Source organism: Burkholderia diffusa (assembly GCF_001718315.1).
In the GTDB taxonomy this organism is placed as follows: domain Bacteria; phylum Pseudomonadota; class Gammaproteobacteria; order Burkholderiales; family Burkholderiaceae; genus Burkholderia; species Burkholderia diffusa_B.
The window spans coordinates 1,051,378-1,076,513 of the sequence record NZ_CP013363.1 but is presented as its reverse complement, the minus strand read 5'-3'; the positions used below and the strand labels follow the sequence as shown (position 1 = coordinate 1,076,513).

Genomic DNA, 25,136 nt, shown 5'->3' with positions numbered 1-25,136 from the left:
ACGCGCGCCGAAAGGCCGCCGCGCCCGGCATCGGCGTGGCGGATGAACGTCGCAAAACACGACGGAAGATTCATCCGTTTTCCCGCCCCGCAGGCATTGTCCGCCTGTCAACGGCTGCGGGCCGCGCCCAGTCGACGCGACAGCCCGATTTCCGATCTTCTTCGGCAAACCGCGAATCTCGTCGTCACGACGATCCGCGGCCCGTCTCGCCTGCCGTCACACCTGAATCGACGGCACATCTTTCATGCACCGCAGCGCGAACATCGAGCGGCTGTGGCGGATGCTCGAAATCCTGTACAGCTTCTCGCGCAGGAAACGCTCATAGCCGGCCGTGCCGTCCACCGCGACCTTGATCCAGTAGTCGTATTCGCCCGACACCAGGTACGCCTCGAGGACTTCGGGCAGCGCCGCGAGTTCGGCGCCGAAACGCGCGAGCGCGTCGTCCTCGTGGCGATCGAGCGTGACCTCGAGGATCACGATGTCCGCGTAGCCGAGCATGCGCTGGTTCACCAGCGCGACGTAACCGTCGATGTAGCCGTCGAGCTCGAGCTGTCGCGTGCGGTTCCAGCAGGCGGTGGTCGACATGCCGATCTGTTCCGCCAGTTCCGCGTTCGACAGACGGGCATTTTTCTGCAGCGCACCGAGGATCTTGCGGTCCTGGTTGTCGAGGGTTTTCGGCGTGCGTTCGCGAGTAGCCATGATGGAAAGAATCTTCTACTGAAAATCGGCATTCTATATGAACAGGATTCCGGTTTCGGCCGAGTTTTACTGGAAAACAGGAAGCCTTTTAACCGGCGCGCTTGATACATTTTCTCCATGCCTGTTGTCTGGCATGCTCCCCGCGACCACCCCTTCGCAGCGGGACGCCCGGCCGCAATCACGAGTTGCGGCGCCGGACACGCAGGCATGCAATGTCCCGCCTCCCGCGCGCCTATCCGGTTGCACGGGCCGGTGCCTGTCCTCCGTTTCCGTACCTCCCGTCATGTCGTTCAGGCTTTATCTGTCGTTCCTCGCTGCGTCCGCCGTCCTCATCTACGCCCCCGGCCCCGTCAACCTCCTCACGATGAACCAGGCATTGCGCACCGGCTGGCGCCGCGCGCTGCCGTGCGTATGGGGCGGCACGCTCGCCGTGCTGCTGCAGCTCGCGCTCACCTCGCTGTGCCTGAATTCCCTGGTCCATCTCGACGAACACGCGCTGACCGTGCTGCGCTGGGCCGGCGCCGCCTACCTCGTGTGGCTCGGCTGCAAGCAATGGCTCGGCCGCGCGCCGGTCGCCGCGGCCGCCGCGTCGCCCCAGCCCGGCAGCGCTGCGCCCGACAACACCGACAGCGGACGCGCGCTGTTCTGGCGCGGCGTCGCCACATCCGGCCTGAATCCGAAGACGCTGCTGTTCTTTCCGTCGTTCTTTCCGCAGTTCATCGTTCCCAACGCAGAGTGGAGCCTGAACGTGCAATTCCTGCTGCTCGCGGCGTCCTTCGCGCTGCTGTTCGCCGGCGGCGTCGCGTCGATGGCGCTCTTCTCGCACCGGCTGAGCCGTGCGCTGCAACGTCCGGCGCGGATGCGCGCGATGAACCGCGTGACGGGCGGGTTGCTGGTGGGGATGGGCGCGATCATGGTCGGCTGGAACTGAGAGCGAGCGGCCGCATGCGCGGCTGCCGTGTCACCCGCGGTCATCCCCTCGAAAAAGCAGCCGATCGCCGAATGCTTTAGGGTAGCGGCTGGTTCGTTGGACATGCCCGGCTCGCGCGGGCGATTGCATGAAGCACGTCACTACCCGCCTGCGGCGCCTGTTCGCGCCGATCGGCCTGCACTGGTATCTCGCTCTCCTCCTCGCACTCGATGCATTGATGGTGCTGCGCCCGGTCGTCGCCCATGCGAAGCTCGGCGTGCATCATGCATGGCTCACCGATGCGCTGAACCTCGTCGATAACGCCGGCCTCGTCGTGTTGCCGCAGGTCGTCGTCGCGACCGGCCTCGCGACGATGGCCATCGGCATCGTGCTGCGTGCCCGCGTCGCGTGGGTGCTGTCGATCCTGCTGCTGGTCGCCGCCGCCGCGATCAGCATCCTCGGCGGCTACCGCAGCAACGCCGTGTTCGTGTACACGGCCGTCCTCGCCGTCACGCTGATCTACTACTGGCGGCATTTCGATCGCGCGAGCGTCGCCGCGAGCAGCCTGTTCGCGCTGCTCAGCATCGTGTCGCTGCTCATCTACGCGACTTTCGGCGTGCTGTATCTCGGCGACGAATTCACGCCGCCGGTGCATGACCTCGCCACGGCCGTCTACTTCTCGATCGTGTCGATGTCGACGGTCGGCTACGGCGACATCGTCCCGCACGCGCCCACCGCGCGCCTCTTCACCGCGTCGGTGATCGTGCTCGGCATCACGGTGTTCGCGACGTCGATCAGCGCGGTCGTCGGGCCCGTGATCGGCGGCAACCTGAAACGGATCGTCAAGGGAGGCATTTCGAACGTGATTCGCAAGCATCATTTCCTGATCGTCGGCGCGACGCCGGTCGCACATGCCGTGCACGACGGACTGCGCAAGCGCGGCTACGCCGTGACCGTCATCGTGCCGGCCGGCGTCGAGCACAACTATCCGGGTACGACCGACCTGATCGTCGGCGACGCCACCGACCACGCGGTGCTGGAAAACGCCGGCGCGGCGACGGCCCGCGCGGTGCTCGCGCTGCGCTCCGACGATGCCGAGAATGCGTTCATCATCCTCGCGATCCGCGAGATCGCGTCGACGGTGCGTACCGTCGCGCTCGTGAATCAGCAGCGCAACCTCGAGCGGCTGCGCCTGTTGAAGCCGGACATGGTGTTCTCGCCGCAGCAGCTCGCGGGCGAACTGCTCGCCAGCACGCTCAACGACGAGCCGGTCGACAAGTCGGTGATCTCGCATCTGCTGTTCGGCACCGACGCCGCCGCGTGACCCGTGCCGGCCGGTGTGCGGCCGATACAATCGCGCGATGTCCGAATTGCTCGCTGACGGCGGCCTGTTCATCGTGTCGGTGGTCGCCGACGTGCTGCGCGAGCCGCTGCCGACCTGCGTCGCGATCGTGACGATCGCGAAGGCCGGGCGGCATCTGGCCGTCGCGTGGCGCGTGATGCACCGACACTGCCGGCCCCTCCGGCTTCGCACCGCTAAAGAATTCTCCGAAGCTGCCGTATTCCTTACAGTATGCGGTGGCGCGTGCGTTCCGCCTCTCTCCCTCCCCACTCAGGAATGATATGAGATTGACCCAATTGGGCCGGGCGAGCGTCGGCGCGCGCCTGGCCGCGCTGGCGTGTGTGCTGGTCGCGCTGCTGTTTACCGCCTTCGCATGGGCGCTCGCCCATTTCGCCGGCCAGCAACTCGCCGACGAGGCCCATGCGCGCATCGCGGACAAGGAGCAGTCGATCCGTGCGATGGTCGAGATGTTCGACAAGGCGCTGTCCGCCGAAGCCACCCGCTCGATGGCATTGTTCGCCAGTTTCCTGCCGGCCGATTTCGCGCTCGACCCGGCCCGCACCGTCGACATCGGCGGGGTCGCCGCGCCGACACTGTCGGCGGGCGGCCAGGCGCTCGACCTCGATTACGCGATTCCCGACCAGTTCCTGAAGAAAAGCGGCGCGATCGCGACGATCTTCGCGCGTGATGGCGACGATTTCGTCCGCATCACGACGTCGCTGAAGAAGCAGGACGGCACGCGCGCGGTCGGCACGCGCCTCGATCGCGCCGGCCCCGCCTACGCACCGCTCGTCGCCGGACGCAGCTATACGGGCCTCGCAAAACTGTTCGGCCGGCCGTACATCACGCAGTACAAGCCGGTCACCGACGCGGCGGGCCGCGTGATCGGCGCGCTGTTCGTCGGCCTCGACGTCGGAGCCGAGCTGCAAGTCGTGCAGGACGGCATCCGGGCGCTGAAGATCGGCGAAAACGGCTATTACTTCGTGCTCGATGCATCGTCGGGCGCATCGCGCGGCACCTTCGTCGTGCATCCCGACGCATCCGGCCAGCGCGCGGACGACGCGCGCGCGCCGTACACGCAAATGCTCGCCGCCGGCCAGGGCCGGCTCGCGTACACGTCGGCCGATCCGGCCGCGCACGACGCCGGGCCCACGGCGAAATTCGTGTCGTTCACGACGATTCCGCAATGGCAGTGGCTGGTCGGCGGCATCGCGCTCGACGACGAACTGCTGGCGGGCATGCGCACCGTCCGTAACCGTTTCCTGATGATTGCGGCCGTGCTCGTCGCGGCGTTCGCGGCGTTGTTCGTCGTCGTCGTGCGACGCGTGGTGAGCCGACCGCTCGATGCGGCGGCGCGTGCATCGGAACGTTTCGCGGCCGGCGACCTCAGCATCCGCATCCGCGACGGCGCCGCTGCACGCGACGCAACGGGCAACGACGAGATCGGCCGGCTCGTGCAGGCGGTCGACGGAATCGGCGACGGCCTCGCGCGGATCGTCGCGCAGGTGCGCAGCAGCTCGTCCGACATCGCACGCGGCACGGTCGGCATCGCGGCCGGCAGCGGCGACATCGCCGCGCGGATCGCGACGCAGGCGAGCAGTGTCGAACAGACGGCAGCGAGCATGGAGCAGATCACGGCCGCCGTGCAGCAGAACGCCGAACACGCGGTGCAGGCGAACGCGCTGGTCGCCGACGCATCGGCCGCCGCGACCGACGGCGACACGGCCGTGCAACGCGTGGTCGCGACGATGGACGACATCGGCCGTGCGACGCGCCGGATCGCCGAAATCACCGGCACGATCGAAGGCATCGCATTCCAGACCAATATCCTGGCGCTGAACGCTGCCGTCGAGGCCGCGCGCGCGGGCGAGCACGGCAAGGGCTTCGCGGTGGTCGCGGCCGAAGTGCGCGCGCTCGCGCAGCGCAGTGCGGCGGCGGTCAAGGAAATCGACGCGCTGAGCGCCGAATCGTCGACGACCGTCGAACAGGGATACCGGATCGCGGACGCCGCGCGCGGCACGATGCGCGAGATCGTCCAGCGCGTCGACCAGGTCAGCACGCTGATCGGCGAAATCAGCGCCGCGTCGCGCGAGCAATCGACCGGCATCGAGCAGGTGAATCAGGCCATCACGCAGATCGGCGAGGCGACGCAGCAGAACGCGGCGCTGATCTCGGATGCCGAACGCGCGGCCGTCGCGTTGCGCGACCAGGCCGCGCAATTGTCGGAAGCCGTCAGCGTGTTCCGGCTGGCCCGCGACGCGTGACCGACGACGAACGACCGGGCAACCGCCCGGTCGCGTCGGTTACTTCTTGTCTCCCGCCAGGTCGATCGCCTTGTCCGAGCCGACCGCGTTGCGCAACTGGAATTTCTGGATCTTGCCGGTCGACGTCTTCGGCAGCTCGCCGAAGCGCACGACCTTCGGCACCTTGAAACCCGCGAGCAACTGCCGGCAGTGCGCGACGATCTCCTCCTCGGTCGCGCTCATTCCGTTGCGCAGCTCGACGAACGCGCACGGCACCTCGCCCCATTTCGGATCGGGCATTGCGACCACCGCGGCAACCTCGACGGCCGGATGCCGGTACAGCGCATCCTCGACCTCGATGCTCGAGATGTTCTCGCCGCCGGAAATGATGATGTCCTTGCGGCGATCCTTGATGCGGATATAGCCGTCAGGCGTCAGCACGCCGAGATCGCCCGTGTGGAACCAGCCGCCGTGGAATGCCTCGTCCGTCGCGTGCGGGTTCTTCAGGTAGCCCTTCATGCAGATGTTGCCGCGGAACATGATCTCGCCGAGCGTCTCGCCGTCGGCCGGCACCGGCGCCATCGTGTCCGGGTCGAGCACCGTCGCGCCCGCTTCCAGGTGATAGCGCACGCCCTGGCGCGCATTGAGCCGCGCGCGCTCGTCGTCGGGCAGCGCGTCCCAGTGCGCCTGCTTCGCGCATACGGTCGCCGGGCCGTAGACCTCGGTCAATCCATACACGTGCAGCAGGTCGAAGCCGATCTCCTTCATCTTCGCGATCACGGCCGGCGCGGGCGCGGCGCCGGCGACCATCGCGTGCACCGTGTGATCGATGCCTGCGCGGAACTCGGCCGGCGCATTCGCGATCGCGCTCTGCACGATCGGCGCGCCGCAGTAATGCGTGATGCGTTCGCGGCGGATCAGGTCGAACACAGTCTTCGCATCGAACTTGCGCAGGCACACGTTCACGCCCGCGCGCGCCGCGACGGCCCACGGGAAGCACCAGCCGTTGCAGTGGAACATCGGCAGCGTCCACAGATAGACCGCGTGCTTCGGCATGTCCCATTCGAGGATGTTGCTGATCGCCGCGAGATACGCGCCGCGATGGTGATAGACGACGCCCTTCGGGTCGCCGGTCGTGCCGGACGTGTAGTTCAGCGCGATCGCCTCCCACTCGTCGGCGGGCAGCGTCCATGCGTAGTCGGGGTCGCCGCCCGCGACGAACGCCTCGTAGTCGATCGCGCCGGCGAAGCGGGCGGGGTCGGCCGGCATCGCGTCCGCGACGCTGACGATCTTCAGGCCCGGCACTTCGAGCGCCGCGCGATGCGCGAGCTCCGCGTATTCGGTATCGACGATCAGCACCTTCGCTTCGCCGTGACGCAGCATGAACAGCACCGACGCAATGTCGAGCCGCGTGTTGATCGTGTTGAGCACGGCGCCGGCCATCGGCACGCCGAAGTGCGCCTCGACCATCGCCGGGATGTTCGGCAGCAGCGCCGCGACCGTCTCGCCGCGGGCGACGCCCGCCTGCGCGAGCGCGCTGGCGAGCTGCTTCGCGCGCGTGTACGTCTCGCCCCACGTGCGCCGCACGTCGCCGTGCACGATCGCGAGACGCGCGCCGTAGACTTCGGCCGCGCGGACCAGAAAGTCGATCGGCGTGAGCGGCACGTAGTTGGCATCGCGGCGGCCGAGTCCGGCCTCGAACATCTGCGTCATGATCCTGTCTCCCGTTTTCTGTCGACCGGCGCGGGCGTCGGTCTCGTATCCGGCCGGCGTGCATGCACCCCGATCGGTTTTGATGTGGTTCAATTGCCGATAGCCTAACGGGCGCTATTGTGAGCCGTCTGTCATCGAAACGACAGAGTGCCCGATGAACGCTGCGCGTTATCCCTATCCTCGCAAACCCGCATCCATGCACGATCACCCCGTTGCGCCGCCCGACGCGGCCGCCATGCCGGATCACCCGCCGGCCGACACGCCGCTCGAACCGGGCCCGTTGCCCGCCCTGTCCGTGCTGTTCGGCCAGTGCGCGTGGTTCCGCGCGCTGGCGCCGGAACACCAGGCGCTCGTGCTCGCGCAGTCCCATGCCGAAAGGCACGAAGCCGGCGACGTGATCGCGCAGCGGCTCGCGCCGTCCGAATACTGGATCGGCGTGCATCGCGGATTGCTGAAGCTGGCGATCTTCAACGCGTCGGGGCGCGGCTGCACGTTTTCCGGCGTGCCGTCGGGCGGCTGGTTCGGCGAAGGCAGCGTGATCAAGCGCGAGTTGCGCAAGTACGAAGTCGTCGCCGTCCAGCGCTCGGTCGTGCTGTTCGTCCCGGTCGACACGTTCCATGCGCTGCTCGATACGAGCCTGCCGTTCACGCGGTTCGTGATCCATCAATTGAACAACCGGATGGGTGAGTTCATCGCGTCGATCCAGAACAGCCGGCTGCTCGATGTCGACGCGCGCGTCGCGCAGGCGCTCGCGCAGTTGTTCAACCCCGCGCTGTACCCGGACACCGGCCCGTCGCTCGCGATTTCGCAGGAGGAACTGGGAATGCTCGTCGGCGTGTCGCGGCAGCGGATCAACCAGGCGTTGCAGCAGCTCGAGAAACTCGGCGTGCTGCGGCTCGCGTACAACCAGATCGAGGTCGTCGATCTGGCCGCGCTCGCGCGGGTCGGGATGGAGCAGATCTGAGCGACGTCCGATGCGCGGAACCGTCGCCGGCGCGGCATGCGCGTGGTGCGGCGACGGTTTCCGGATGCCCGCGTCCCCGCGCCTTTCATCCGACGAATCGGCCTTTTGCTGCCCCGCCCCAACCTGACAATTCCGCCAGTTTCGCGTCAGTGACCCGTTCCGCCGCGACGCCTATCATTCGGGTTCCCTTCACCGCCGCCTGACCACCGCCTGTCCCGCTGCCTCCATGTGGATCGTCAATCTCGCGCTCAGGCGCCCCTACACGTTCATCGTGATGGCCATCATGATCGTGCTGGCCACCCCGCTTGCGCTGATGCGCACGCCAGTCGACGTCCTGCCGGCGGTCAACATACCCGTCATCAGCGTGATCTGGAATTACAACGGCTTCTCCGCGAAGGAGATGACCAACCGGATCACGGCCGTCCATGAACGGATCCTGACGACGACCGTCAACAACATCCAGCACATCGAGTCGACGTCGCTGCCCGGCATCGCGGTCGTGAAGGTGTTCCTGCAGCCCGGCGCGAACGTGCAGACCGCGATCGCGCAGACGGTCTCGTCCGCGCAGGCGATCGTGCGGCAGATGCCGCAGGGCGCGACGCCGCCGCTCGTGATTACCTATTCGGCGTCGAGCATTCCGGTGATCCAGCTCGGGTTGTCCAGCAAGACGCTCAGCGAACAGTCGCTCGCCGACATCGCGCTCAATTTCCTGCGGCCGCAACTGATCACGATCCCGGGCGCGCAGATCCCGTTCCCGTACGGCGGCCGCACGCGCGTGGTCGCGATCGACCTCGATCCGCAAGCGCTGCTCGCGAAGGGCCTCACGCCCGCCGACATCGTGAACGCGGTCAACGCGCAGAACCTCGTGCTGCCGACCGGCACCGCCAAGATGGGCCAGACCGAATACCGGATCGACACGAACGCGTCGGCCGACACGGTCGCCGACATCAGCGGCCTGCCGGTCCAGACCGTCAATGGCGCGACGACCTACCTGCGCGAAGTCGCGTCGGTGCGCGACGGCTTCGCGCCGCAGACCAACGTGGTGCGCCAGAACGGCCAGCGCGGCGTGCTGATGTCGATCCTGAAGACCGGCGACGCGTCGACGCTGAAGGTCGTGTCGGACCTGAAAGCGCTGCTGCCGAAGGTGATTCCGACGCTGCCCGAAGGGCTCACGATCACGCCGCTGTTCGACCAGTCGGTGTTCGTCACCGCCGCCGTGCAGGGCGTGATCCACGAGGCGCTGATCGCGGCCGTGCTGACCGCGATGATGATCCTGCTGTTCCTCGGCAACTGGCGCAGCACGCTGATCATCGCGATCTCGATTCCGCTGTCGATCTTCACGTCGCTGATCGCGCTCGCCGCGCTCGGCGAGACCATCAACATCATGACGCTCGGCGGGCTCGCGCTCGCGGTGGGCATTCTGGTCGACGACGCGACCGTCACGATCGAGAACATCGAGCGACACCTGCATCTCGGCACCAATCTGCACGATGCGATTCTCGAAGGTGCGGGCGAGATCGCGGTGCCCGCGTTCGTGTCGACGCTGTGCATCTGCATCGTGTTCGTGCCGATGTTCTTCCTGACGGGCGTCGCGCGGTTCCTGTTCGTGCCGCTCGCCGAAGCCGTGGTGTTCGCGATGCTCGCGTCCTACGTGCTGTCGCGCACGCTCGTGCCGACGCTCGCGATGCTGCTGTTCCGCCCGCAGCAAGCGAGCACCGGCCCCGATCAATCGACGTCGCGTTTCGCGCGCCTGCATCACGCGTTCAACGCCGCGTTCGAGCGGCTGCGCGCGTGGTACATCGTGCTGCTCAGCATCCTGCTGGTGCGCCGCCGTTTCTACGCGACGTGCTTCCTCGGCTTTTGCGTGCTGTCTACCGGCCTCGTGTTCGTGCTCGGCCGCGACTTCTTCCCGAACGCCGATTCCGGCAACATCCGGCTGCACATGCGCGCGCCGACCGGCTACCGGATCGAGGAGACCGCCCGCCTCGCCGACCAGGTCGAGCGCGTGATCCGCGAAGCCGTTCCGCCCGACGAGCTCGGCGCGATCGTCGACAACCTCGGGTTGCCGGTGAGCGGCATCAACCTGTCGTACAGCAACAGCGGCACGATCGGCACGCTCGACGGCGAACTGATGATCGCGCTGAAGCCGGGCCATCGCTCGACCCAGCACTACGTGCAGACGCTGCGTACGCTGCTGCCGCAGCGCTTCCCCGGCGTCGAGTTTTTCTTCCAGCCGTCGGACATCATCACGCAGATCCTCAACTTCGGCCAGCCGGCCGCGATCGACGTGCAGGTGCTCGGCAACGATCTCGCGAGTAACATGGCTATCGCGAGCAGCCTGATGAAAAAGATCAGGCAAATCCCCGGCACCGTCGACGTGCACGTACTGCAGCGCAACGACGAACCGACCCTGGTGGCCGACATGGACCGTACGCGCATGCAGCAGCTCAGCCTTTCCGCGCAGAACGTCGCGCAGAACATGCTGATCTCGCTGTCCGGCAGTTCCCAGACGACCCCGTCGTTCTGGATCAGCCCGCGCACCGGCGTCCAGTACCCGCTGCAGATCCAGACCCCGCAATACAACATCGCGTCGATCGACGACCTGCTCGGCACGCCGATTTCCGCGAGCGGGCGCACGGGCATGCCGCTGCAGCTGCTCGGCAATCTCGTGCGGATCCATCCCGTCTCGAACCCGGCCGTGATTACGCATTACAACATCCGCCCGGCGATCGACCTGTACGTGAGCGTCGAGGGCCGCGACCTCGGCTCGGTCTCGGGCGCGATCGACGGGATCGTGTCCGATGCGCGCGCGACGCTGCCGCGGGGCACCGATCTCACGGTGCGCGGCCAGGTCGAGACGATGCGCACGTCGTACATCGGTCTCGGCGCAGGCGTCGCCATGGCGATCGTGCTCGTCTACCTGCTGATCGTCGTGAACTTCCAGTCGTGGCTCGATCCGCTGATCATCATCAGCGCGATGCCGGCCGCACTCGCCGGCATCGCGTGGATGCTGTTCATCACCGGCACGCACCTGAGCGTGCCCGCGCTGACGGGCGCGATCATGACGGTGGGCGTCGCGACCGCGAACAGCATCCTGGTCGTCTCGTTCGCGCGCCAACGCCTCGCCGCCGGCGCGCCGCCGCTCACGGCCGCGCTGGAGGCCGGCGCGACGCGGATCCGCCCGGTGCTGATGACGGCGCTCGCGATGATCATCGGGATGGTGCCGATGGCGCTCGGTCTCGGCGAAGGCGCCGAGCAGAACGCGCCGCTCGGCCGCGCGGTGATCGGCGGCCTGCTGTTCGCCACCGTTTCGACGCTGCTGTTCGTGCCGCTGGTATTCGGCGGCGTGCATTCGCGGCTGGCCCGCCGACGCGCGCGCCAGGCCGGACACTGACTTTCGCCCCTAGCCTATAAACCGGTCAATTCATGGAAGAGAAACATCACAGCTCCGTCGGCATCCAGGTGGACGAACACGGCATGCACCTGCCGACGCGCACGTCGGTGTCGCGGCGTGGGCGGGTCGTGCTGATCGTGATCGGCGTGCTGCTGGCCGCGGGCGCCGCACGCACGATCGTCGTCAACGTGCTGAACCGCCACCGCCTCGACGCGGTGGCCGAGCAGAACACGCGCCAGTACGTGAGTGTCGTGCATCCGGTCGATGCGGCCACCGGCGGCAAGCTGACGTTGCCCGGCACGCTGCGCGGCTTCGTCGAGGCGCCGATCTATGCGCGCGCGAGCGGCTACGTGCTGCGCTGGCAGGCCGACATCGGCGCGCGCGTGAAGCAGGGGCAACTGCTCGCCGAGCTCGACACGCCCGAGCTGAACCAGGAACTCGCGCAGGCCACCGCACAGCGCCAGCAGGCGCAGGCCGCGCTCGCGCTCGCGAAGACGTCGTTCGACCGCGCGCAGCAGTTGCGCCAGCGCGATGCGGTGTCGCAGCAGGAGCTCGACGACCGGCAAGGCGCGTTCAACCAGGGCAGCGCGAATCTCGCGGCGGCCGATGCGAACATGCGCCGGCTCACCGAACTGAAGGGCTTCCAGCGGATCGTCGCGCCGATCGACGGGATCGTCACGCAGCGCAACGTCGACGTCGGCGACCTCGTGAACTCCGGCAATGCAGGACGCTCGCTGTTCACGGTCGTGCAGGCCGATCGGCTCCGGCTATACGTGCAGGTGCCGCAGGCGTACGCGCAGCAGGTGAAGGTCGGCCAGCACGTGAGCGTGGCACAGGCCGAGCTGCCGGGCCAGACCTTCGACGGCACGATTACGCGCACGTCCCAGGCCATCGACGTCGCGACGCGCTCGCTGCAGATCGAGATCACGCTGCCGAACCCGGACGGACGATTGCTGCCCGGCGCGTACGTGCAGGCGACACTACCTATGACGCCGGTCGGCCGCCTGCAGATTCCGGCCAACACGCTGCTGTTCCGCGCCGAAGGACCGACAGTCGCGGCCGTCGACGCGAACGGCCAGGTGCACCTGAAGGCGGTGACGATCGCGCGCACGATCGGGCAGACACTCGAAGTCGACGGCCCGCTCACGCCGAACGACCGCCTCGTCGCGAACCCGAGCGACGCGCTCGCGAACGGCGACATGGTCATCGTGCAGGCGCCCCCCGTCGTGAAGCCGGCGTCGGCCGCCGAGGGAGCGAAGTCGTGAGCGCAACGCGCGCCCGCTTGCGCCCCACCGCAATCACGGCAATCCTGGGCGCGGTCGCTGCCGTTGCCGGCTGCACCGTCGGCCCGGACTACCGGCGCCCCGGCGTCGACACGCCGGCCACGTGGCGCCTCGACCCCGCCGACGCGTACTGGCACCCGGCCGCGCCGGCCCGCGCGCCGCTCGATCCAGCCTGGTGGACCGCGTTCGGCGACGCGCAGCTGGATACGCTCGAAGCCGACGCATTGCGCAACAACCAGAACCTGAAGGCCGTCGCCGCGCGCTACGACCAGGCAAAGGCGACGCTCGCATCGGTCGCGTCCGCGCAATATCCGGCCGTCGGCCTGAACGTGAGCGGCCAGCGCTTCAAGATCTCCGGCGACCGGCCGCAAACCAGCTACGCGACGCGGAGCATGTCGACCGTGCAGAACGAAATCCAGGTCGGCGCAAGCGTCAGCTACGAGCTCGACCTGTTCGGCCGCGTGGGGCGCAGCGTCGAATCCGCGCAGGCCAGCTCCGAGCAGGCGCGCGACGATTTCGCGAACGCGCGCCTCGTGCTGACCGCCGATCTCGCGTCGAGCTATTTCGCGCTGCGCGAGCTCGACAGCGAGATCGACGTCGTCAAGCGCTCGATCGATCTGCAGCAGAAAGCGCTCGACTACGTGAGCGCGCGCCACGATCTCGGCGCCGTGTCCGGCCTCGACCTGCTGCAGCAACGCGCGCAGCTCGACGCGACGCGCACGCAGGCGCAGCTGCTGATCCAACAGCGCGCGCAGGTCGAGACCGCGATCGCGACGCTGGTCGGCACGCCGGCCCCCGGCTTCGCGCTGCCACCGCGCGTGGTGCCGATCACCGCGCCCGCGCTGCCCACCGGCATGCCGAGCGACCTGCTGCAGCGCCGCCCCGACGTCGCGTCGGCCGAGCGCGCGATGGCCGCCGCGAACGCGCAGATCGGCGTCGCGCGCGCCGCGTACTTCCCGCGCATCGCGCTGTCGCCGGACATCGGCTGGGACGCGACGCGCTTCTCCGGGCTGTTCACCGTGCCGGCCCTGCTGTGGTCGGTCGGCGCGTCGGTCAGCCAGCCGCTGTTCGAAGGCGGCAGGCTGAAGGCCGGCGTCGATTTCGCGCAGGCCGGCTACGTGGCCGCGCAGGCCAATTACCGGCAGACCGTGCTCACCGCGTTCCAGGAGGTGCAGAATGCGGTGACGGGCCTGGCGGTACTGGCCGAAGCCGCGCAGCAGGCATCGGCGGCCGTCGACGACGCGCGCAAGCTCGTGTCGCTCGCGCAGGACCGCTACGCGGGCGGCCTCACGCCGTTCATCGACGTGCTGACGGCCCAGCAGCAGTTGCTGACGAGCGAACGCCAGGCCGTGCAGATCCAGGGCCAGCGCGCGGCGCTCGTCGTGTTTCTCGCGAAGGCGCTCGGCGGCGGCTGGGACGGCGGCGCGACGAGCGGCGCCACGCCAACCGACGTCGCAACGGCAAACCTCCGGCCCGCCGCGAGCGTCGGCCCCTAACCCGGTTACAAGGACACGCCCATGAAAGTCCTGATCGTCGAAGACGAACCGAAAGTCGTCGAATACCTGAAGAGCGGCCTGACCGAGGAAGGCTGGGTCGTCGATACCGCGCTGGACGGAGAGGACGGCGCGTGGAAGGCCGTCGAATTCGAATACGACGTGGTCGTGCTCGACGTGATGCTGCCCAAGCTCGACGGCTTCGGCGTGCTGCGCGCATTGCGCGCGCAGAAGCAGACGCCCGTGATCATGCTGACCGCGCGCGACCGCGTCGACGATCGCGTTCGCGGGCTGCGCGGCGGCGCCGACGACTACCTGACCAAGCCCTTCTCGTTCCTCGAGCTGATCGAGCGGCTGCGCGCGCTCACGCGGCGCGCGCGCGTGCAGGAATCGACGCTGATCTCGATCGGCGACCTGCGCGTCGACCTGATCGGCCGGCGCGCATCCCGCGACGGCACGCGGCTCGACCTGACCGCGCAGGAATTCCAGCTGCTCGGCGTGCTCGCGCGGCGCAGCGGCGAGGTGCTGTCGAAGACGACGATCGCCGAACTCGTATGGGACGTGAACTTCGACAGCAACGCGAACGTCGTGGAGACGGCGATCAAACGCCTGCGCGCGAAGCTCGACGGCCCGTTCGCGGAGAAGCTGCTGCACACGATCCGCGGCATGGGCTACGTGCTCGAGGCGCGCGAGGACGCCGACAGCGAGAGGCACGCATGAAACGCTCGATCACCCTGCGTCTGTCGGCGATGTTCGGCATCGTGTCGCTGCTCGTGTTCACGCTGGTCGGCTGCGGGCTGTTCGTGATGATGGAGCGCCAGCTGTTCGCCGAGCTGCGTGCGACGATCGACACGCGCGCGAAGGTCGCGCAGATGATCGTGTCGCACGCGACCACGGCCGCACGCGGCCGCCTGATGCAGGAAAAGCTCGCCGACCTCGAACCACCCGACGGGTCGACGCGTTACCAGATCGACAGCCCCGACGCAGACTTCCGCTTCGGCCATCCGGTCGACGGCGTGCCCGTCGGCAAACCGTTCGGTGCATTCCAGCAGTACGCGCTCAATCACAGCAGCTACGACGTGATGACGAAGACCGTCCCGATCGCGGGCAGCGGCGAGCGCCCCGATGTGAAGCTGATCGTTGCGTCGTCGTGCGAGCGCACGCAACGGATGCTGCGCCGGTTCGTGTGGACGCTCGCCGCGCTGATCGCGATCGCTACCGTCGTCGCGCTGCTGCTGAGCCGCGCGGTCGCGCGCTTCGGGCTCGCGCCGCTCGAACGGCTGTCGCAGGACGCGGCGGCGATCAACGCCACCAATCGCCGCCAGCGGCTGCATACCGACGCGCTGCCGACCGAGCTGCGCGACCTGGCCGCGTCGTTCAACGGCGCGCTCGAACGCATCCAGCAGACCTACGCGCGGCTCGAGGCGTTCAACGCGGACGTCGCACACGAGTTGCGCACGCCGATCAGCATCCTGATCGGCCAGACCCAGGTCGCGCTGACGAGCCGCGACCGCTCGGTCGACCGGATGCGCCAGACTTTGCAGTCGAACCTCGAGGAGTTCGAACGGCTGCGCGTGATCATCAACGACATGCTGTTCCTGTCGCGCAGCGATCGCGGCGAGCGCGCGACCGACCTGAAGCACGTATCGCTCGCGGATGAAGTGCGGCGCATGCTCGACTTCCTCGAGATTCCGCTCGACGAAGCGCAGTTGCGCGCCGAATTGCACGGCGATGCGCGCGCGGCCGTCGATCCTTCCCTGTTCCGCCGCGCGATGACCAACCTGCTGATCAACGCAATCCAGCATTCGGCGCCCGGCGCGACGCTGAACGTGACGATCACGCCGCGCGACACGCTCGTCGACGTGTCGGTTGCCAACCCCGGCGAGCCGATCGACCCCGTGCGGCGCTCGCACGTGTTCGAGCGCTTCTACCGGCTCGAGGAAGCACGCGCGAACAGCAAGGAGAACCACGGGCTCGGGCTGTCGATCGTCAAGGCCGTCGCGGAGATGCACGGCGGCAGCGTGTTCGTCGCCTGCTCGGGCGGTGTCAATACGTTCGGCTTCTCCGTGTCGACGCAGGCTTGCAGCGTCGGCCCGCTGCGCACGGCCGATGCGGGCGACCCGCACGCGCTGCGCGCGATGCACTGACGACACCGCGCCGCCGAGGGCAGTTTTCTTCAATACGGACCCGCGCCGCTTCTTTAGTCTCGATGCGACTTTCACATTCGCATGGAGACACATGATGAGCATGCTGGTTTCGATGGCCGCGTTCGCGCTGGCGTCGTCGATCACGCCCGGTCCCGTCAACATCGTCGCGCTCGGCGCGGGCGCGCGCCACGGTCTCGGCGCGAGCCTGCGCTATGCGGCCGGCGCGACGCTCGGCTTCGTCGCGCTGTTCCTGCTGATCGGCCTCGGGCTGCACGCGGCGCTCGCGCGCTGGCCGATGCTGACCACGGCCACTCAATGGTCGGGGATTGCGTTCCTGCTTTACCTCGCGCTGCGGCTGGCGCTCGATGACGGGCGGCTGTCGGACGATCCGGACGCGTCGAACGTTGCCGGCCCGTCGGCGGCGGCCGGTGCGGCGATGCAATGGTTGAATCCGAAGGCGTGGCTCGCATGCGTGGCCGCGATGGGTGCATATGCGGCCGATGGCGATCGCACGCAGGTGTGGCAGTTCGCGGCGCTGTATCTGGTGATCTGCTTCGTGTCGATCTCGTGCTGGGGGTATGCGGGTGCGTCGCTGCGGCACTGGCTCGCGAATGCGCGCCGGATGCGGCTGTTCAATCGCGCGATGGCGGTGTTGCTCGCGGGCAGCGCGCTTTATCTGCTCGATGTCTAGCGTTGTCGCTTCGAACGGTGTGTTTGTGGCGGCCGGCTACAGTGCGGGTCGTCGTCGGCCGCTGCGGCACCGCCAAGGCGCCGGCCGCTCCCCCGCTCAGTTCGCGGCGCTTCGATATTGGCCTGGCGTGGCTGCCGCGATGCGCCGGAACGCACGCTGGAAATGCGCCTGATCCGCAAAGCCTGCGTCAAGCGCAACCTCGGCGATCGGCCGGCCGCGGCGCAATTCCGCGCGGCCGTACTGCACGCGACGGTCGACCAGGAACGCATGCGGCGTCATCCCGTAGCGGGCGTTGAACGCGCGGATCAGGTAGGACGGCGACAGGTCGGCGGCCGCGCAGATCGCATCGAGCGTGATGGCCTGACGGCAATGCGCGGCGATGTAGTCGGCCGCGCGCGCGAGCTTCGTGTTGTCGGCCCCGCGCCGCGCGTCGTCGGGCGACACGCGATCGAGCGCACCGTGCAGCCGCGTGAAGAATTCGACCGCCGCGCTTTCCTTGCCGAGCGGATCGACGCCGGGTGTCACGAGCGTGCGGTAAAAGCCGCCGAATTGCGCGAACAGGTCACGCCGATCCGTCAACTTCTGCGAAAAGCCGCGAAAATCGCTGTTCGGATCGCGCCCGAGCGCATGCTGCAATCGTGCGAGCCACGGCACGTCGACATAGACCATCCGGTACGCCCACGCGGCGGGGCCATATGGATTACACGCATGCACCTGCTCCGGATCGATGATCACGAGCACGCCGCGCCCGACGTGCTCCTTCGTCGCGCCGTTCAGGTAAGTGCTCGTGCCGCCGACGATCGCGCCAACCGAAAACGTGTCGTGCGTGTGCTTCGCGTAGCAGATGGTCCGACCGTCGTCGACGGTGCGCGCCTCGATGAACGGCAGCGCGGCGTCGCGCCAGAACGGCGACGGCACGGCGAGGGTATTGGCGGAACGGCTCACGCGACGGGCTCCTGGATCGGACGGCGAACGCACACCGTACAAGACTGCGCGGCGGGATGCAACCGCGACCCGACGCTTCGCGGCTGGATCGCCTAAGCTTTTAGTCCGGCCGCCGCGGCAGATGCGGCGGGTTCCGTTCCCCTCTTCCAATCGGTAACCCAGCACATCGATCTGCGCGGCCAACGGCATCGCAGCATGTCGTCGAATCCAGAAGCGGCGGTCACGGCCAACTCGCAAAGCGCCACTGGATTCGCCTGCAGCCGCCACCGTCCGAATCTCTGCGTGAACAACACGTGGCCCCCTCAACGTACAGGCATTGCGATTTAGCTCTGCCGCGTGACGACAATCTCAACGCGTCGGTTTTGCGAACGCCCATCGGTCGTTTTGTTGTCGCCGACCGGATCGGCATCGCCCTTGCCGACGGCTTCGAGACGATTGGCCGGGATGCCAGCAGCTTGCAGCATCTGCATCACCTGTGTCGCACGCTGGTGCGACAGTGCCTGATTCGACGCGAACTGGCGGCTGCGGATCGGTATGCTGTCCGTGTAGCCGGTTACCGTCACCTGGCCCGGCACCTTGGCGATCTCGCCTGCAATCTTCGCGATCAGTGGGCCCATCGTCGCCTTCACTGACGCACTGCCGGGCGGGAAAATCGCATCGCCCTGGAACGTCACCGAACTATGGTGCGCGTCCTCATCGACGCTCACGATGCCCGCTGCGATCTCGTCTCTCAGCAGCTGTTTCAGGTGCAGGGCCTGGGATGCGGATGACGGCCTCATGTGGCCAATGTTGGCGAACTGCTTCCCGACTTCGGCCGCGCGAGTCGCAAGCCGGTACTTGTCGTAACCATACATGGCCAGCAGGATCGCCGACAGCACCGCGACTGTGATCCATACGGGGAAGTTGTAGAACGACACGCGCCTGCCATTCGTATCCGGTCGCCAGTTCGGCGACAGTTCCACCTGCAAGGGTTCCCGCCGCAACATGATCTCATCGTAGAGCCGCTGCCTCACGGCCTCGTGCTTGCGGTGACCGTCCGTTTCGAGGCGGTAGCGGCCCTCGAAGCCGAGACTCAGTACACGATGGATCACTTCGAGCAGATCAAGGTGTTCGCCCGGATCATTCATCAACCGCCCGATCAGCAGATAAATCTTGTCGCCACCCTGACGGTCTTCGTGAAAGACTGCCGCGAGGCTGTTCGTGATCCACGCCGCCCCGCTTTCGCGGTTTTGCCCCCAGGTCGTCTGCATCGCCACCTCATCGAGCGCCGTACACAGGCAGTAACGCGCGCCGATCATGTGATCGCGCCGAATATTCGCGTGCTCGCACAGCTTCTGGAATGTGCGCATCTCCTGTTCGAGCAGCGAGCGCAGCGCGGGGATAGCGTCCGTATCAAGATACTCCGGCATGTCTGCTTGGGCACGCAGCAGCGGCCGGGCCGCTTCGAGCAATGGATTCCGGTGGGTGCGAACCGCTGCCAGGCGTTCGCTGAATAAGTCGGGCTGCGCAATCTCCTTGGGCGCGTCTGGTGGTGTTGAGGCTTCGCTGGGTTGCGTGTTCATGGTTTCAGATGCGTACAGCGCCGGGCGCGGTCAGGCACGCAACACGGGCTCTCTTGATGGATTGTCGAAACGCAGCGGGAAAAACGCGACACTGGCAGCCTTGAACCTAAGGTCATTTGGGCGGAATGACTGCCGGTGATGGAATCACTGCCGATGCAGCGCGAGCGCCATCGCCTGGCGCGTCGATGAACTCTATCGATTTGATGATTGCAAGCGCGTAAGGCATTAAACCGGCCTTGTTGGAATAGGGACGCGCGATTGCTAGCGACCCGCCGCATAACATGACGGGTGGGTGACGAAGGCAGAAGCCGAAAGAACGGTCACGCGTTTCTGGGGCTCCGTTAATCGCGTCTTGCGTTACGCTCACCCCTGCGCTATTTGCCGCTTGCAGTGGAGCCATCCGGGTCACCGGTTTTAGGAGGGCCAAGTCGTCAGCCGAAAGCGACGAGAAATCTGTCTTCCACTGCATTCTGCGTTCGTCGTATTTCGCCAGGACATAGCGCCGGATTGTTTCGGCATCGTCCGAACTCACACATTCGAAATATAGCGATAGTGCTTCGAGACCGGTTTTCCGATAAGGTAATCCAATGAGATCGTACCCAGTTTCCGTAAGCCGCCCTCCGTAGGGGTCGGTCATCCTGATGGGGCAGCTATTTCCATCGGTCTGAACGACAACCTGCTTTACTTCCGTGACTGGCTGGCCCGCATGTGTCGGCGCGGGCAAACTAAGCGCCAGAAAGAATCCTGCCCCCGCCGCAATCACGCCGCCAGTCCGCACGCGAACCCGCAATACAAACCGCTTCACATTCATCATGTTCTCCTCAAAATCTGGTGTTCCGGCATCTCGTTCGGTTGCCCCTGTGCTGCGGGAAATTGGGCTTCATCTAACACCGACAACGCAACCGTATAGGCCACACGGCGAGTATCAAAATCAAAATGCCGCGACAAAAAGTCCAGAATGTCTTTACTGGCGATCGTTTTCACGATCGTTGTGTAGCCGGGTACTCTTTGTCGAGATACGCTTTCCATTTCTTAACAGATCGATGTAGGAGAATGCGTCACCCGTTGACGGATCGCAGTATGTGCCCTGCCTGCTGCGAAGATGCAGTCGGTTCAGACGATCCACCGAATAGCGCTCTATCCAGTTCTCACATGCACTAGTGTGAAAGCATGCTCCAATGACCTGACGCACCTTCGGATCGGCCGCTACGCAAGGAACATTGCTGAAGTCTTTGCTAAGCTCGTATCTTTTTGTTACCGCATCGAACAAATACACGTCGTAAAATTTCTCGACGTTACCCGCAGACCTAAATACTTTTATATCTATGTATCCGTCAAAATTCAGGTCTTCATATGAGATATCATCTTTCGAAACCAGATGTGATACGTGGAGTACCTGAGACTGTCCTGGCGGAGTTATCACAAACACCGCATCATCCGACACCTCCGTAACAATTGATGCCCCCTTTGTGGATTCCACTGAAAATGAAGTCGCGAGCAATGTCACGAAAAGAGCGATAGAAATAATTTTGCTCACTTATAAATCACTAGCACTGTGCCACGGAGCCGACTCCATCAAGAATAATATCCGTTAACGCCTGCACTGCTTTCACTTCGGTCGACCAAGTGAATCGATAATCATCCGAGCACGATTGACCGCTTGCGTACGTGCCGGCCTGCTCCGCGCGCTCTCACTCGAACCCAGCCAGTACACGAGGGAGTAAGTTTTATTCCCGGCTGCCTTAACCGCTGCGTAGCACTCTCCGCCATAAGGATCGGATCTGCCGCGCTTGTCCGTTGATGGACATAGCGGGAAAGCTTCGTACACGTCTCCGTCGTGAATTTCGCGATGCGTTACTGTCGAGGTTGTATGAAATATGGCTAAGCGGCCGGTGTCGACGTCGAGCCAGTAAGGTTTGGCTTGATTTTCAGTTCTAGCACATGTAGACAATGAATCTCCGCAGACAGCTATCGAATCGACAATGTTGTTAGCATATCTCACCAAATCGTAAAAGCTAAACTTTCCGTCGGACGCAGGCTCGATAGCCGGTTCGATCTTTTTGTATAGATTGAACGGATATATAAAACCAACGAACCCATCACAATAAAGAACGACAGGATAAGCCGTCTTACCCAGCGCCCCCGACGGGAAAATACACGCATACGCGATCAAAAGCGTGATACGTAACAATATATTCATGCCCCCCCTAACGACACTGCATATCCGAAATGAGTGGCAACGGCTATTTTCCAGGCCGGCGACCGATCCATTAATAGCTCTTTTCACCTTCTCGGCAATTTCAACCGTCATTCCGTCGCTAGCGGTGAAGTTTATGCGCATCTCCTGCTCAAACATCGAGCGCAGCGCGAGAGTCGCGTCCGTATCAAGATGTTCCGGCACATCTATCACGACGCGCAGCAGCGGCCGGGCCGCTTCGAGCAATGGATTCCGGTGGGTGCGAACCGCTGCCAGGCGTTCGCTGAATAAGTCGGGCTGCGCAATCTCCTTGGGCGCGTCTGGTGGTGTTGAGGCTTCGCTGGGTTGCGTGTTCATGGTTTCAGATGCGTACAGCGCCGGGCGCGGTCAGGCACGCAACACGGGCTCTCTTGATGGATTGTCGAAACGCAGCGGGAAAAACGCGACACTGGCAGCCTTGAACCTAAGGTCATTTGGGCGGAATGACTGCCGGTGATGGAATCACTGCCGATGCAGCGCGAGCGCCATCGTCTGACGCGCCGATGAACTCTATCGATTTGACTACGGTTAGAGCGAAAGGCAAGAGGTCGCTTCCCTGGTAAAAGGGACGAGCGATTTGGGGTGTGCCGCCGCATAGCATGACCGGGGGATGGCGCAAACAAAACGCAAAGCGGCGGTCACGCGTCTTTGGATCACCGTTTACCTGCTCTTGAGTGGCGGCAATGCCCCTACTATTTGCCGCCTCCAGAGGAAATATCCGAGTGACTGGCTTCAGCAAGGCCAGATCTTCAGCAGACAACGCAGAAAAATCCTCTTTCCATTGCTTTCCGTTTTCGTCAAATGACGCTGGAACGATACTTCGTATTGCCTCAGCGTCATTAGAATTCACACACTCAAACTGTAGATAAAGTTCCCCGAGCCCCGTTCGTCGATACGGAAAATGGTCGAGTACATATCTCGTTTCGGTAACACGGGCGTCATAAGGATCGACAAGTCTGATAGGGCATTGAACGCCATCCGTGGTAACGACAATCTGCTTGACTACCTTGGTCGGCTGCTCCGCATGTACGGAGATGGCCCAGCTAAACGTCAGGCAGAATCCAACCACCGCTGTAATCCCAGCCCTGATCATTTGAAGGGGCTTTGGTGCAACCTGTTTTCGCTTTGTCATACGCGCCTCAATATCTGATTTTCAGGCGTCTCGCCTGGCTGCCCTTGCGTCGGGAACTTTGTTTCGCCTAACACCGACAACGCGACTGCATAGGCCACACAGCGGGCCTCAAAGCCGTTCAGACGGGCCGAGTACAGATTGCCAATGGCTCCGGGCAGATTTACCGCTGCTGACGCCTTCCAGAAGCTGGGGCTACGGTAATAGCACTTCTGTCCGCCATTGGTCTCGACAATCACCCGTTCCAGAACGTGTGACTCATCAGCATGACTAACCATGTTCAGGCTGGCCCAGTAGAAGCCCGCACTCCAGGCTGCATCAACTTTTTTCGAATCAGCAACGTCATCTCGCCAGCGAAGCATGTCTGAAGTCAGTTCGTGATCCGCTGCACGCAGTGGCGCGTTGTTTCGTGTAGCGGCAGCCTGCTGTTGCGCAGGCAGCAATGAGGCACGCGCAGCGTTGGGAATCTGCGTGGACCGTCCCCTGAAATCCCAGTAATCGAGATAGTTTTTCGGCCAGGTCAATTGCAGGAATCCTCGACCGTCCCACGGCGCGTAGCGGGCTGTTGTCGCACCTTCTGCCAGTTTCGTTAGCCACTGCGTCTCCTGGACCGCATTGCCGAAAAAACTCGCCATCCGCTGTGGTGTATTGATGCCGAAGGTGCGCAACATTCGATTGATTGGAACAAGCTGTCTTCTGGGGAGTGCTCCAAGCTCAATGCTATAAGGATTTATCACCAGCTCCCACAACATGGTCCCATTGTGCTTGCGCATCGCGTATTTCGGGACAAGTTGCCTGAACTCGCTTTCGCTCAGCCATTTGCACCTTCTCAGGTGCTCGATAAATGCCTTGGGCGGAAAATGCCAGCAGTCATCGGCTGAAGGCAGGTCCGAAGCCTGAATGTCCTCCCAGAACGCGAGCGCTTCGATATGATCCTTCAGTGTGTTGAAGTCTTCCCCAATAACCGGTGCCGCCAGCGCCTCATGCGGCGACTTCAGCCATCCCCAGCGCGCGTCGATATTCTCTTTGCTCCACTCGACAGGAAATTTGCAGATCGCCTGTGCCATGCGTTTCCGCACGTCACCGCGATGCAGCGCTTCTTTCGCTTCCGCATGCGTAACCTCACCATCGCCGTCCAGATCGAGCCAGCGTTTGATCGTCGGCGACTCACACAGGCTGTCGGGTGTCGCATCGTCGTCGATCAGACTCCAGCCCGCCCAGTGCGGAAAATCCGCGTCGCTGTAGACGCTGATTCCCGCATACGGCGTGGCACCGTAGTGACCTTCGTTTTTTGGCGCGTTCAGGTTGATCCAACCGGTACCATCAGGCGTGGCAATCTTGCGCCAGTGGCCGAATTTCACGTTTGCGGGCATCGGCTCGCCAATCGCACGGCCAAGGCGCAGCATTTCGTAAATCAGGCTGGGCGCAGGCGCCGCAGGCGCGGGTGCGGCGGGATTGGTGCTGCCATCGCGGTACCGCCCATTCAGACGCATGGCTTCGGCGTACAGGCTGTACTCGTAGCCGTGTGTTTTCACCGGTTCGCCAACCCGAACGCAACGACCATCGCTGGCAAGCGTAAAGGTCGTGAGCGTGCAATCGCCTTTTTCGTAATGCATCTGGATAAGCAGATCAACCTTCGTCGTACCGGCAGCCGGCTGTGTCTGCACCGAAGGGTGCGGCCCTTGAGGCGGTTCGGTGTCGTCGCGCCGGTAAGGATGTGGCCGATTTGCAAAGAACTTGAGGCCCTTGGGCACCTTGAACCAGATATCGCCGTAGATCGCATCGGTGCGGCCCTGCGTTGCAGTGAGCGGTCCGGTCGTCCGTCCCACCAGCTTCTTCAGGTTGGCCGTGTCGCAGACAATCTCGAAATGCATTTGGCCGCGCTGGCCATAGATCTGTCCGGGCATACCGAGCAGGTCCTTGCGGTAGACAAGCTTGCCGGGCTTGACCGTGACGCTTTGCAGATGCATGTAGATCGAGTAGAAGGTGACTTTTGCGCTATCGCCTTCGCCAATCTCGGTCGTATGTTTGATCACGACACAACCATCGTCAGTGCGGACATTGCGGTATTGCAGCGCGGGCTTCTCGCTTGCGTCGGTCTCGCGGACGTAGACGACTTCACCGTCGGCAATTGCGCGTACCGGCTCGGACTGGCCATTCGCAGCCTTGGGCGCGACGAGATGAGGCCCACCGTGCCAACCGAGGCTGTAGCTGACAGGATAAGCGCCGTTACCGGGCGCACATTCCTGCATGCCCGACTGACAGATGTTGTGCTCCGGCACAACGGTGTTCCCGGCGGGGGCCGAGTTCATTTCATGCCCGGTCCCGGACGGTTCGGATGGCAGGAACGGTGGGCTGATGATCATTGGTTAAGATTCCTCGATG

21 protein-coding genes are annotated in these 25,136 nt (G+C 64.7%); 11 read left to right on the top strand and 10 right to left on the bottom strand.

Going from position 1 to position 25,136, the window contains the following annotated elements; genetic code table 11:
* Window positions 1-216: 216 nt before the first annotated feature.
* Window positions 217-699, bottom strand: a complete 483-nt coding sequence (locus tag WI26_RS20175; RefSeq protein WP_006755380.1) for an Lrp/AsnC family transcriptional regulator — start codon at window positions 697-699, stop codon at window positions 217-219.
* Between the two features lie 283 nt (window positions 700-982).
* Here WI26_RS20175 and WI26_RS20170 point away from each other — a divergent pair, with 283 nt between their 5' ends.
* From WI26_RS20170 to WI26_RS20155, 4 genes are all read left to right on the top strand, one after another.
* Window positions 983-1,630 carry a LysE family translocator gene (locus tag WI26_RS20170; RefSeq protein ID WP_069226954.1) on the top strand — a complete coding sequence of 216 codons (648 nt, stop codon included), beginning with the start codon at window positions 983-985 and terminating at the stop codon, window positions 1,628-1,630.
* Window positions 1,631-1,757: 127 nt separating this feature from the next.
* A complete protein-coding gene (gene kch, locus WI26_RS20165) occupies window positions 1,758-2,933 on the top strand; it encodes a voltage-gated potassium channel protein (RefSeq protein ID WP_069226953.1) in 1,176 nt (391 codons plus the stop codon).
* A 37-nt stretch (window positions 2,934-2,970) separates the two neighbouring features.
* Window positions 2,971-3,231: a hypothetical protein gene (locus WI26_RS33445; RefSeq protein ID WP_069226952.1), complete on the top strand. Its 261-nt coding sequence runs from the start codon at window positions 2,971-2,973 to the stop codon at window positions 3,229-3,231.
* 1 nt (window position 3,232) lies between these two features.
* Complete coding sequence (locus tag WI26_RS20155; RefSeq protein ID WP_069226951.1) at window positions 3,233-5,215, top strand: methyl-accepting chemotaxis protein; 1,983 nt, start codon at window positions 3,233-3,235, stop codon at window positions 5,213-5,215.
* Between the two features lie 39 nt (window positions 5,216-5,254).
* Here the strand turns inward: WI26_RS20155 and WI26_RS20150 are convergent, their stop codons facing one another.
* Complete coding sequence (locus tag WI26_RS20150) at window positions 5,255-6,907, bottom strand: acyl-CoA synthetase (protein ID WP_059467890.1); 1,653 nt, start codon at window positions 6,905-6,907, stop codon at window positions 5,255-5,257.
* 196 nt (window positions 6,908-7,103) lie between these two features.
* Between WI26_RS20150 and WI26_RS20145 the strand changes: the two genes are divergently transcribed.
* From WI26_RS20145 to WI26_RS20115, 7 genes are all read left to right on the top strand, one after another.
* A complete protein-coding gene (locus tag WI26_RS20145) occupies window positions 7,104-7,871 on the top strand; it encodes a Crp/Fnr family transcriptional regulator (RefSeq protein WP_059539407.1) in 768 nt (255 codons plus the stop codon).
* Window positions 7,872-8,097: 226 nt separating this feature from the next.
* A complete protein-coding gene (locus WI26_RS20140) occupies window positions 8,098-11,265 on the top strand; it encodes an efflux RND transporter permease subunit (RefSeq protein WP_059595474.1) in 3,168 nt (1,055 codons plus the stop codon).
* 32 nt (window positions 11,266-11,297) lie between these two features.
* Entirely contained in the window at window positions 11,298-12,530 is a 1,233-nt protein-coding gene (locus tag WI26_RS20135; RefSeq protein WP_059539409.1) for an efflux RND transporter periplasmic adaptor subunit, read from the top strand.
* Window positions 12,527-14,044, top strand: a complete 1,518-nt coding sequence (locus tag WI26_RS20130) for an efflux transporter outer membrane subunit (RefSeq protein ID WP_069226950.1) — start codon at window positions 12,527-12,529, stop codon at window positions 14,042-14,044. Before WI26_RS20135 ends, WI26_RS20130 begins: the two co-directional genes overlap by 4 nt.
* A gap of 21 nt (window positions 14,045-14,065) precedes the next feature.
* Complete coding sequence (locus tag WI26_RS20125; protein ID WP_059450219.1) at window positions 14,066-14,761, top strand: heavy metal response regulator transcription factor; 696 nt, start codon at window positions 14,066-14,068, stop codon at window positions 14,759-14,761.
* A complete protein-coding gene (locus WI26_RS20120; protein WP_069226949.1) occupies window positions 14,758-16,188 on the top strand; it encodes a heavy metal sensor histidine kinase in 1,431 nt (476 codons plus the stop codon). The genes WI26_RS20125 and WI26_RS20120 overlap by 4 nt, the downstream gene beginning before the upstream one ends.
* A 94-nt stretch (window positions 16,189-16,282) precedes the next feature.
* Entirely contained in the window at window positions 16,283-16,879 is a 597-nt protein-coding gene (locus WI26_RS20115; RefSeq protein WP_069227804.1) for a LysE family translocator, read from the top strand.
* Window positions 16,880-16,975: 96 nt separating this feature from the next.
* Here WI26_RS20115 and WI26_RS20110 read toward each other — a convergent pair whose 3' ends face one another.
* From WI26_RS20110 to WI26_RS20100, 8 genes are all read right to left on the bottom strand, one after another.
* Entirely contained in the window at window positions 16,976-17,824 is an 849-nt protein-coding gene (locus tag WI26_RS20110; protein ID WP_069226948.1) for an AraC family transcriptional regulator, read from the bottom strand.
* A 323-nt stretch (window positions 17,825-18,147) separates the two neighbouring features.
* A complete protein-coding gene (tssL, locus tag WI26_RS20105) occupies window positions 18,148-19,386 on the bottom strand; it encodes a type VI secretion system protein TssL, long form (RefSeq protein ID WP_069226947.1) in 1,239 nt (412 codons plus the stop codon).
* 112 nt (window positions 19,387-19,498) lie between these two features.
* A complete protein-coding gene (locus tag WI26_RS32320; protein ID WP_155768797.1) occupies window positions 19,499-20,200 on the bottom strand; it encodes a hypothetical protein in 702 nt (233 codons plus the stop codon).
* Entirely contained in the window at window positions 20,197-20,370 is a 174-nt protein-coding gene (locus WI26_RS32315) for a hypothetical protein (protein WP_155768796.1), read from the bottom strand. Before WI26_RS32315 ends, WI26_RS32320 begins: the two co-directional genes overlap by 4 nt.
* A complete protein-coding gene (locus WI26_RS33440; RefSeq protein ID WP_420480795.1) occupies window positions 20,351-20,809 on the bottom strand; it encodes an XAC2610-related protein in 459 nt (152 codons plus the stop codon). Before WI26_RS33440 ends, WI26_RS32315 begins: the two co-directional genes overlap by 20 nt.
* A gap of 186 nt (window positions 20,810-20,995) precedes the next feature.
* Complete coding sequence (locus WI26_RS32310) at window positions 20,996-21,940, bottom strand: hypothetical protein (RefSeq protein WP_155768795.1); 945 nt, start codon at window positions 21,938-21,940, stop codon at window positions 20,996-20,998.
* Window positions 21,941-22,052: 112 nt separating this feature from the next.
* The gene (locus tag WI26_RS32305) at window positions 22,053-22,754 is read right to left on the bottom strand and encodes a hypothetical protein (protein WP_155768794.1); all 702 of its coding nucleotides are present in this window, start codon (window positions 22,752-22,754) and stop codon (window positions 22,053-22,055) included.
* Window positions 22,751-25,117, bottom strand: coding sequence for a peptidoglycan DD-metalloendopeptidase family protein (locus tag WI26_RS20100; protein WP_069226946.1), 2,367 nt, complete (start codon window positions 25,115-25,117; stop codon window positions 22,751-22,753). Before WI26_RS20100 ends, WI26_RS32305 begins: the two co-directional genes overlap by 4 nt.
* Window positions 25,118-25,136: the final 19 nt, after the last annotated feature.